The organism is Novipirellula herctigrandis (genome assembly GCA_007859835.1).
GTDB classification, from domain to species: Bacteria; Planctomycetota; Planctomycetia; order Pirellulales; family Pirellulaceae; genus Novipirellula_A; species Novipirellula_A herctigrandis.
Genome location: SJPJ01000001.1, coordinates 7,334,245 through 7,342,532 on the forward strand (window position 1 = coordinate 7,334,245; position 8,288 = coordinate 7,342,532).

An 8,288-nucleotide genomic window follows, 5' to 3' on the forward strand; every position below is an offset into this window, starting at 1 on the left:
CCAAGTCGATCCGCGGTGAAGGTATTGCCTGCGCAAATGGGATATTTTTATGCGTATATTTGGGTTGTATCCATGGAATGATTGGGGACCATAGTAGGTTGCGTTTGAAACGTGGCAAGCATTCCCAGCAGCCGTCAAGTATCACGGTTTCTGGTCAAGCAAGTAGTCACGTTACCTTTTCGCAACTGAATCTCCCAATTGTTTTACGTTCTAAGGATAATGAGACATGCAGAAGCAACGTCAGCAGTCGTGGAACCTAGTTTCCTTTGTCGCCATCACTGCTTTGATCGTCCTGGCCAACATACCAATCGCCAAGGCTGAAAACCGGGCTGAGATCCGAATCGATTGTGCGAAGCCGACGGTGGCCTTGAGTCCCCACCTGTATGGCCTGTTCTTCGAGGACATCAATTATGCAGCGGATGGCGGGTTGTATGCTGAATTGGTACAGAACCGCTCGTTCGAATATCACTCGCTTGAAGAAACGCATCGTGGCAGTGGTTTTCATCCTTTGTTTGCTTGGAAAAGTATTGGTGGTGAAGGGGGGCACGCCGATGCGAAGGTTGTCAACACAAGCCCACTCAATCAAAACAATCGAAACTATCTGCAGTTGAAGATTGACCAGAGCGGCGTTGTTGGCATAAGCAATAGCGGTTTCGACGGTATCCATTTGGATAAAGGGCAGCGGTACAACGTTTCACTTTACGCCAGAATCGACGATTGGAATGGCGACTCGGCGTTGACCGTTAAATTACAGTCGGACGACGTGTCTGATTGTGGTTCGGTTGTTCTCAAGGGTGGTGGCCAAACGTGGCAGAAACTCGAGGGCGTCATTGTTGCCTCCGCGACGACCGATAACGCACGCCTCGTTGTTACCACAAAGGGACAGGGCACGTTGAACCTGGATATGGTTTCGCTGTTCCCGCAAGACACATTCAATGGTCGCAAAAATGGATTGCGGAAAGATTTGGTCCAAGCGTTGAAAGAGCTTAACCCGAAGTTTTTGCGTTTTCCTGGTGGATGCATCGCTCATGGTCATGGTTTAGACAACATGTATCGTTGGAAGGATAGTGTTGGTGACGTTGCCGAACGCAAACCGAATTGGAACCTTTGGGGGTATCACCAAACCTACGGTCTAGGCTACTTCGAATACTTCCAACTCTGTGAAGATCTGGAAATGGCCCCGCTGCCTGTCGTTCCCATCGGCGTGGGATGTGGTTTCCGTTGTAATGAATTTGTTCCAATCGAAGAGCTCGGACCGCACATCCAAGACGCGTTGGACTTGATCGAGTTCGCCAATGGTTCGGTGACTAGCAAGTGGGGTAAGGTACGTGCCGAGATGGGGCATCCGAAACCGTTTAATTTGGAGTTCGTTTGCCTGGGTAACGAGGAACACGACACGCCCGACATGCGTCAACGCTTTCCGCTATTCTCCAAGGTCATTCGTGAGGCATACCCGGACGTCAAGATCATCGGTACCTCTGGGCTTGGACCAGAGATCCCGATCTACGACCTAATGACGCGTGACAATGTTTATAGCTCCGACGAGCACTATTACATGCCGCCATCATGGTTCCTGGGCAATCAGGATCGCTTCGATGAGTTCAGTCGTAACAAGCCGTTGATTTTTGTAGGGGAATACGCTGCTCACGATACGGATCGCAAAAACACGCTCTTTTCCGCGCTTTCGGAAGCGGCATTCCTAAACGGCGTGGAACGAAACGCGGCTATCGTTGATATGACGTGTTACGCGCCGCTATTCGGTCGTGAGGGTCACTCACAATGGAACCCGGATATGATCTATTTTGACAAACGGAATGTAGTACGAACGACGAACTACTACGTGCAACAAATTTATGGGCAAAACAAGGGCGACGTCTATCTCAGCAACAGCGTCGAGACCAAGGCGGTGGGAGATCGGCCTACCGTTTCCGGTTGCGTTGGCATTGGAAGTTGGAACACCGCCATTGATGTTGAAAAAGTCACGGTGAACGGACGCCAGTTGGATCCTGCCAATTGGAACGTGATCAGCGGCGATTATTCGGTCAAGGATGGTCACTATCTTCAATCCGAAGAGCAGGCCGCACCGGCAATGAGTATTAGCCAGGAAACCTTCTCGGACGAAACGGTTACGTTCGCGGTGCGAGCACGCAAAACAAGCGGCTCAGAAGGATTCCTGATTCGGTTCGGTGCCGACAAGGAAGGTAACGGTGGTTATTGGTGGAACGTGGCAGGATGGAACAACAGCCGTCATGGCTTGGAAGACTTTTCGAGCGGCAGCGCAACGTTGGACAGTGTGAACGGTTCGATCGAGACAAACCGCTGGTACGATTTGCGGGTCGATTTGACGCCCGGCGTGATACAATGCTACATCGATGATCAGTTGGTCCAAGAATACAAGATCGAGCCAGCTGCGTTGAGCATTTCCTCGACCTACGATCGTGATGCCGGCGAGGTGATTGTTAAGCTCGTCAATCCAACGTCCGACCCGATTGAGGCTCATCTTAATATTGCGGGCAGCGATAGCGTTGCCACCAAGGCGCAGTTGATCTCTTTGTCGGGTGAGAAAAATGCCACCAACACGTTGGATCACCCCAATACCGTTGCGCCAGTGACGAGTGAAATCGCCGCAGGTCGTGAGTTTTCGCATAGCATCCCGCCGTTTGCCGTGGAATTCATTCGCATCAAGGCCGAGCGTTGATGTGACCCTCTACGCAAATCTATACCAGCGTAGGTGAGCAAATTGGAATATCATCTGGCCGGGCTATCCCGGTCAGATGAAGCGAATGGTCTTTAACAACAGGTGTGACGGGCTCAATGGCACGGGCTCAATGGCACGGGCACAAGCTTAAGCTGCTGATGCATAACGAGTTGGGTCTCCGCTCCTTGGTGTTGCTGTTAGCTTGCCTTCCTTCTTTCTTCGTTTGAGCACACGGGGTTCTGTTCGTCCTCACCGGTCTCCTACCTTGAGTTCACTGTTTATCGTGAGGAGGTTGTTCCAATGATCGGCTCTTTTTCCGTTGGAAAAACAAACGAAAAACAAACGGGCCATCCAATAAACCCTTGCATTGCGGCGGGAACGATAGAGAGTCTTGCTCGTAAAGCGGTTCGAAGTGGCCAAGGATGGCTATGTGCGCCAGCCAATCCGCTCGGGTTATCTTCGGCGTAGCGGCATCTGTTTTGCACTCTTGAACTTGCAGCCGATTTTCTGATTGGCGTTGTCCGCTGGGCGGTCGATGCTGCAAAGATGGTTGTGAACTCGTAGGAGAGAAGGTCTGCAGCTTCGAGCGCATCGACTGGCTGCAGATTCCCAAATCAAAGACACCGAAAAAGTTCCGTACGAAAGATAGATGTTGGATGGCCCTCTTTGGTTATTGATGGCCCTCTTTGGTTATTGATGGCCCTCTTTGGTTACTTTGGTTGCTTTGGTTACTTTGGTTACGAGTCATGGTGAGTCAACGCGTGGCGTTAAAGGTTCGATACTCGGATCGCTCGCTCTAAGGTTGTTTTTGATAGACGCGAACGTAGTCGACCAAGACGCGTGACATTTCACGCATTTCATTGTTTTCAGCAACGCAGGGGCCTTCGGTGCGGCCGTCGCCTTGATTGGGGTCCCACGAATTTGGTTTGAACTCTAAAGTTAGAAGCATCATCATGTCCACGGGATCGGTCGGGATGTTTTCCGTGAAGGTGTAGAAGAGTTTTCCATCAACGTAGCATTTCATCAAATCGGTTGACCATTCCAAGCCGTACTCATGGTACTTGTCGTCGTTGACATCAACGTATTGCTGCGGACGCGGGCGTGAGGCGGCATTGAATTGCTTTGATTCCGACGCGTCTTTTTTTCCCCAGTGATTAGCGACGTTGAAACAGTACCGCATATAGTCTGGTTCGCCTTTGACAATCTCGACGATGTCGACTTCTGTCCCATCGGCCGGTTCGTCGTTATAGGCTCGTGTTTGGGTAAAAAGCCAGAACGCGAACCACGTCGAATAGCCAATAATTTTATCGCTGCGAACACTTGCACAGATGTAGAGCGGCCCCTCCTTCGGGCTGAAAAACTGGCCGGCCCACTTCACGTTGTTCGGTTCAGTACTAGCCCATGTTTCTGGATAGCCCGACAACAGGTAGGCTGCATTGACGCGGTCCCCGTGCTCATTTTGCTTCGTTTTGTCACAGACGATCCGCATCGCAAGTTGTCCCGAGCCGTTGAGTACGTGGTTGCCGGATTTGGTGCTATACATCCAAGCGGATTCTTCTGTTGCGCCGGTCCAGCGGAGCCCCTTCGCTTGGTTGGCTTTGAATGTATCCGGATCGTAGGCGAGCATGGGGAACCACTTCGTTAGTTCCCCTTTTCCCGAGAACTCGTCCGACCAGGAAATCTCCCATTTTCCCGGCGGCACCCAGCTTGGCGAATTGATCGGTTCGCCGGATGTGTTGAGTGCCTCTCCTGATGGAGTCACAGAAACAGTAGCAGTCTCGGCCGCATCTTCGGCACGATTCACCGCAGAACTCAAAACTAAAATCGCCAAGGCGGGGAACAAGATTGCACGCATTCGAAAAATCATGATTCGCTTAATGAGATTTGTTGAGGTTGCCTTTGGGGGCCGTCACTCCTCCCCCCAACGGCTGTCTCGGTCGAAGACGAGATAGAAACAACCGGCATCAACCTACGATACCGGTTAGCTTTTCGATTTACAGTAGCGGCAAATCCAATCTCCTATATCTCCGAAGCCAAAACAGCATTGATTGCGATTTTTTATCGTCCCGGGGGATTCGTGCCCGCTTGTCTGTCTTGCCAGAAACCTCGCTAGAATTGCTCATTCCCTGGCCAGAAAAGCTTTACAGCCCTCCCCTCTTCACTATGATAAGACTTACTAAAGACAATGCAATAATTTCTGTTGGCAATGGCATTCGTCGATTTTCTGTCCCTCGCCAACATCGCTTGGAGAACCAGCATGATTCAACGCTTTCTCACCCTAGCCGTCATCGCCGCCCTCGGCATATCGTCCGCAACTACCGTTACCCATGCTGATGTAGTCCTTTTCGACGGCACAGTTGTGCATGGAGGACTTTTCGCGAACGGAATGAAGGAGATCGATACGGCTACCTTCCCGGGAGAGAGCGTCATAAAGTTCACGCCTGACGGCAGCTACAAGAGCGGTGGGCTCGAATTCTACGGAGGGAAGGAATACACGATTCCGACAGGCGAAAGCTTGTTGCGGGTATCCGCTTACTCAACCGATGCAGGCAACATGAACGGTTTTACCATTAGCATGGACACAGGGAGTTTCGACCTTGGAACGGATGACTGGACCTTGGACGGAAATCCAGGTGCAATTGGTGATTTCACGGGCGGCAATTGGCATGAGTTGGAGTTTGATTTAAGCACAGTCTCAGGCTTCGTTGCAGGTACCTCTGTATTAAATGGACTGGTAACGTTTAAGAACAATACTAGTTTGAACCCTATCTACATTGGAGATATCAGCCTTGCTACGGCCGTAGCCGTACCCGAACCATCAACCTTCGCGGCATTGGCCATCGTTGGTTTTTCCGGCACGGTTATCGCTCGACGACGTCGTCGCAAGCTTCACTCTGATATCGCAGCTTAGCACAACCTTACGAGTTCAAAGCGATCACCAAATCTCCTTCGTAAACGCGAAGGAGATTTTTTGGTTTGCCAGGCATGTTTCTCAGCTTGAGGGTGAAAGTCGCTTGTCCAATTTGACGGAGGTGAAGGACTAGCCAAACGCAAGGGCATCCGTCGTGAGGCGGGGTCTGAAGGAAGCGTGTAGCGAAGTCATGACTCGACGAACAGCAACCGGACAGTAGGCAGCAAAGGGGATGGAGGAGGCGGAGAGGAGGGGACGGAGCACACGAGTGAGGGTTTACTCGCAATCCAGTAGCGCTGCACTCAACTTTTCGGATTCTGACGATCCGTTGCTCTAGGCATTGGTATCTACACAAGTACCAAACTGGCTTAAGTCGTTACCAACTGAAAAAGTTAAATTGAAAGTTGTAAATTGTAAAATCGCCTCCGTCAGCCAGCTTATTCATTTTTTGAAGGTTAGCCTTGGCTGTCACGACTGACTTTCCAATGATGTTGCACAATTGGACGCATTCATCGAGAAGCGGCGTGATCCGATCATCAGATAGCCACTTCGCACCAATTGTCCCGCGATATGCCAGCCTTGCCGAGTGTCCCGCAACGCATCTACCAATTTCCCAATGGGTGCTGCAAAATCCAACAATCGGTCTTCCAGATCTTCACCGCGCTGATCCATCGATCTTCTCCACTGAAACGTTTCTAGACTTTCAAATTTACAATTGTCAATTTAGATTTTTCAATGACCTCGATTGCCGACGTAATCCTTTCCTGACTTGTGTAGATACCAATGGCTCTAGGAGAGGAATTCGGAGGCTAGATTGGCTCGCGTCGAGGTGTTTGATCCCGCCGAAATCTCGATTACTCATGTTTTCAATCGCACCGTTCGTCGCTGCTTCTTGATGGGGGATGACCGGATCAGCGGCAAGAATTTTGACCACCGTAAGGTATGGATTGAAAAGCAGTTAAAGCAGTTCGCTGCTCGCCTCGGTATCGACCTTTTGGGTTTCGTAATTCTGTCAAACCATTTTCATGTGATGCTGCGAAGCAGGCCGGATGTTGTTGCGAGCTGGGAGGATACCGAGGTTGCTCGGCGATGGCTGATGCTCTGCCCGCATCGGAAGAATGCCGATGGGTGCGTGAGTTACTTGCCGCTATCGACTGACAGGCTGGAATGTAGCCGCATTGACATCGGCTGCTTTCGAAATTGGCGAGACTACGGTGTGAGGAAAAGGGCGGATAAGGGAAAGAGGTCGTAACCAAATTAAAGGTTTTAGGTGTTTGTGGTGTTTCCCCGTTTACCGAGACGCTGTCCGCCACGAAATGCAGGCGGAGCCGCGATTGGTGACGAGACATGAAAGGAAAAGTATCTACCCGAAAACCAACTTGAAATCAACGATGCGTGGATAGCCGAAGTAGCTTGAATAATAATCGATCCCCAAGAAAACCGATGTCGAACAAACGTTTTGTCTCGATTGGCAAGCGAAATAATCGCCAGATCTTTTTAAAACTAGTCTTGCACGATGGACCGTCCATAAATAAGTCATTGCATTGTTTTGCTTGGGGACTTTTTTGGGGAAGAATAGCAGTAAGGGCCGATTTGGTGGTATCGGACCAGATCGCGTTTCATGACGCGATCGAGAAGATACTTTGGCCGAATCTTAGTTACTCACAGCGGTAGCAAACCTTCGTTTTGAATGCGTTCCAGTTCGACAGACGAAATCATTTATTCGCGGCTTCGACCGCGACCGCTTTGCCGCTTCTCGGCCCAAATGCGTCCGCCGCGTGCCCATTCACGGACTGTGGATTCTGCTCGACCTAGAATGTTGGCGATCTCGGCGGTTGTGTAGTGCTCTTTTGTTTTCTCTTGCTCGATAAGCGAGCACAACATGGTTGCAATTCGTTCAAGTCGAACAGAAAGTTCTTGATCGGTCATTTTGGTCTGTCTCGATGTGTTGGCTATGAAAGGGAGAGAAGAACGCTCCGGCTGTTAAGCCGAACCTCCGGCAAATAGGCAAGTCAAGCGAGCGGCTTAGCTTGGATTCTCAGGCTTCGTCAGTTCAGACTTGCTGCCGCGTGACCGAACCTTGAAGGCGGCTTGCAAACACTTCCAATAGAGCCAAGCTTCTCTAATAAGGCCGTCCGAGAATGACGTTTTCACGCATTCTTTGTCCTTCTCACACCACACGCATTTGGCCGTCTCTTGACGGTCACTCAACACCACTTTCATCGTTCCACTCTCCGAATTGAGGTAGGGTTCGATCGGCACCTGACAACCAAGTGCACGGGGATCGCAAAAGAGAGAACGCCTTGGAAGCAAGACGCTCTGGAGATTCGGCTCACAAAAGAGCCTGTAAACAACCAGTGATTGCATCTTCAATGCCAATTGGCATCACGGATACATCCGCCCGATTCCCAATGGATAGCGAACACCATCCAGCGGCGTAAAACAGTTGCGGCTGTTTCATTCAATTTTTGGTTTTGCAGCAATCACAGCAGCTGCAGCACAAGTCAAACTCCAACATCATCACGTCGATACCGATGAACCGATTCCGAGCTTCCGCTAACGGCTCCGAAATGTTGGGTGCATATCGCGGTTTTGTAGTCTAGCTGGACAGCGCGAGTTTGATGTTATTGGTTATAGTTTCACGCGGATTTTGGCTCGACGCTTTTGATTTGACCGGGG

General features: G+C 50.6%; 6 protein-coding genes. 3 read left to right on the forward strand and 3 right to left on the reverse strand.

The features are described from left to right. Positions 1–226 precede the first annotated feature (226 nt). Positions 227–2,698: an alpha-L-arabinofuranosidase C-terminal domain-containing protein gene (locus tag CA13_RS26705; RefSeq protein WP_146401905.1), complete on the forward strand. Its 2,472-nt coding sequence runs from the start codon at positions 227–229 to the stop codon at positions 2,696–2,698. Positions 2,699–3,494: 796 nt separating this feature from the next. On the opposite strand, the gene CA13_RS26710 is transcribed toward CA13_RS26705, so the two are convergent. Next, the gene (locus CA13_RS26710) at positions 3,495–4,565 is read right to left on the reverse strand and encodes a glycoside hydrolase family 16 protein (RefSeq protein ID WP_146401907.1); all 1,071 of its coding nucleotides are present in this window, start codon (positions 4,563–4,565) and stop codon (positions 3,495–3,497) included. Positions 4,566–4,904: 339 nt separating this feature from the next. Between CA13_RS26710 and CA13_RS26715 the strand changes: the two genes are divergently transcribed. Beyond that, on the forward strand, positions 4,905–5,609 hold the full coding sequence (locus tag CA13_RS26715; protein WP_146401909.1) for a PEP-CTERM sorting domain-containing protein: 705 nt from the start codon (positions 4,905–4,907) through the stop codon (positions 5,607–5,609). Positions 5,610–6,077: 468 nt separating this feature from the next. Here the strand turns inward: CA13_RS26715 and CA13_RS26720 are convergent, their stop codons facing one another. Continuing rightward, entirely contained in the window at positions 6,078–6,281 is a 204-nt protein-coding gene (locus CA13_RS26720) for a hypothetical protein (protein ID WP_419194090.1), read from the reverse strand. A 142-nt stretch (positions 6,282–6,423) separates the two neighbouring features. Between CA13_RS26720 and CA13_RS26725 the strand changes: the two genes are divergently transcribed. Then, positions 6,424–6,861 (forward strand): hypothetical protein, encoded by a 438-nt coding sequence (locus CA13_RS26725; protein ID WP_419194869.1) that lies wholly within the window; start codon positions 6,424–6,426, stop codon positions 6,859–6,861. 467 nt (positions 6,862–7,328) lie between these two features. Here CA13_RS26725 and CA13_RS26730 read toward each other — a convergent pair whose 3' ends face one another. Continuing rightward, entirely contained in the window at positions 7,329–7,538 is a 210-nt protein-coding gene (locus CA13_RS26730; RefSeq protein WP_419194870.1) for a helix-turn-helix domain-containing protein, read from the reverse strand. Positions 7,539–8,288: the final 750 nt, after the last annotated feature.